General features: G+C 59.6%; 3 protein-coding genes. 2 read left to right on the forward strand and 1 reads right to left on the reverse strand.

Annotated elements, in window-relative coordinates:
* The first annotated feature begins 407 nt into the window (after window positions 1–407).
* Both NW837_RS14420 and NW837_RS14425 read left to right on the forward strand, forming a co-directional pair.
* On the forward strand, window positions 408–932 hold the full coding sequence (locus NW837_RS14420) for a GNAT family N-acetyltransferase (RefSeq protein WP_414332273.1): 525 nt from the start codon (window positions 408–410) through the stop codon (window positions 930–932).
* A gap of 3 nt (window positions 933–935) precedes the next feature.
* Window positions 936–1640, forward strand: coding sequence for an esterase/lipase family protein (locus tag NW837_RS14425; protein ID WP_414332274.1), 705 nt, complete (start codon window positions 936–938; stop codon window positions 1638–1640).
* A gap of 9 nt (window positions 1641–1649) precedes the next feature.
* On the opposite strand, the gene NW837_RS14430 is transcribed toward NW837_RS14425, so the two are convergent.
* On the reverse strand, window positions 1650–1840 hold a 191-nt coding region (locus NW837_RS14430; RefSeq protein WP_414332275.1), incomplete at its 5' end, for a photosystem II biogenesis protein Psp29.

The raw sequence follows: 1840 nt of genomic DNA on the forward strand, positions 1-1840 counted from the left end.
CCCTTCGGGGGGATCCCTAGAAATTGGAAACAGATAGGCAGACCTTGTATTCACTGCCTAGTTAGGAGGTTCCCCCTTCGGGGGGATCCCTAGAAATTGGAAACTCCAGGATAAAATCGATGAATTGGTCGTCCTCGCACAGTTCCCCCTTCGGGGGGATCCCTAGAAATTGGAAACCCTTCTTCTTCTTCCTCTGCCTCGTACACGAGGATGATGCGGGTTCCCCCTTCGGGGGGATCCCTAGAAATTGGAAACCCCTCTTGTACGGTTTGTGAGCTGCCGCTGGTGTGCAGTTCCCCCTTCGGGGGGATCCCTAGAAATTGGAAACAATTCCGCCACCGATCCTGGCTATACTGAGGACACGCTCACCCAAAGTAGGGGTGAGCTTTCACTCGGCAGCGATTCACATGAGTTTTTGGAAGGGCCTGTTCGGGTCAGCAGGAGCTGCTACAACCAAAGAGCCGGCGCAAACAGCTAGGGCCGACCGTCGCCAGGAAACGGTGGTGGTACGAGGGGAGACAATCCTCTTCAGCTTGGATCCCAACTTGGATCTGTACGAGCTAGAGGAGCTCTGCGATGCGGTGGGGTGGTCGCGTCGCCCCATTCAAAAGGTGAGAAAAGCCCTGCAGCACAGCTTTTTGGTGGTGTCGATGTGGCAGCAGCGGGGCAGCTACCGTCGCCTCATCGGCTTTGCCCGGGCAACGTCCGACCACGCTTTCAATGCCACCATTTGGGATGTGGTGGTTCATCCCGATTTCCAGGGTAGGGGTCTGGGCAAGCGGCTGATGGAAAAGGTGATCCACGAGCTGCGCGCCCGAGACATCAGCAACATCACCCTTTTTGCCGATCAGGGAGTGGTCAGCTTTTACGAACGGCTGGGCTTCACCGCCGACCCTGAGGGGATCAAAGGCATGTTCTGGTATCCCCGCTAGCGTATGGCCCCTGTGGTGATTTTGCCCGGTTATCTGGCGGGTGCGTCGGAGTATGAGCCCCTGCGCCAAGAGCTGGAAGCCCGCGGCTATGCGGCACGGGTGGTGCCGTTGCAGGTGCGCAGTTGGTTTCCCACGCTGGGGGGAAGGCCTGTCACTCCCATCCTGTGGGCCCTTCGAGAGACCATCCAAAAGACCTGCGCTGAGTTTGGGGTTGACCGAGTTAACCTGGTGGCCCACTCCGCCGGCGGCTGGATTGCCCGCATCTACCTGGGAGCCGTGCCCTATGGGGGACAGGTGTGGCAGGGGCGGGAGCAGGTCGCTGCGCTGATTAGCTTGGGATCCCCCCACACCAGCCGGGAGCGCTGGACGAAGCGCAATTTGGACTTTGTCAACACCCACTATCCGGGGGCCTTTTGGCCCGAGGTCAAATATGTGTGCGTGGCGGGCAGGGTCATCCAGGGGCAGAGGTTGAGTCTGGGATCCCTGTGGCGACAGGAGCATTATCTGGCTTGGCTGGCCTACAACAGCTATTGGCTCACGGCTGGACAGGGGGAATTGTGGGGCGATGGCATTACCCCCATCGAGGCTGCCCACCTGCAGGGGGCTGTTAACCTCACTCTGCCCAACTGCTACCATTCCGGTCGGGGTGGACGGCGCTGGTATGGATCCCCCGAGGTGGTGGAAACTTGGGCTCAGTATCTGGCTTAGGGCCGGGGTTTAGCTGCCAGGCTTGCTTGGGTCGCCGAGGGAAGTCTCGGGCAAAGAGGCGGCCGATTGGCGGCGTTCCTGCTGACGCCGGGCGGCTTTTACCATCTCCTCGACCACAGCCCGCGCCTGCTTCATGCGATCCAAACTGCTGCGATAGAGCTCCAGATCTTTTCTCACCCGCTCTGTTGAAAAGGGCAGCT

This window comes from Synechococcus sp. R6-10 (genome assembly GCF_047461815.1).
Classification (GTDB): Bacteria; Cyanobacteriota; Cyanobacteriia; order Thermostichales; family Thermostichaceae; genus Thermostichus.

Bases quoted from the DNA above. Each gene is read 5' to 3' on its own strand.
- NW837_RS14420 (WP_414332273.1), top strand. From the start codon at position 408: ATGAGTTTTTGGAAGGGCCTGTTCGGGTCAGCAGGAGCTGCTACAACC.
- NW837_RS14425 (WP_414332274.1), top strand. From the start codon at position 936: ATGGCCCCTGTGGTGATTTTGCCCGGTTATCTGGCGGGTGCGTCGGAG.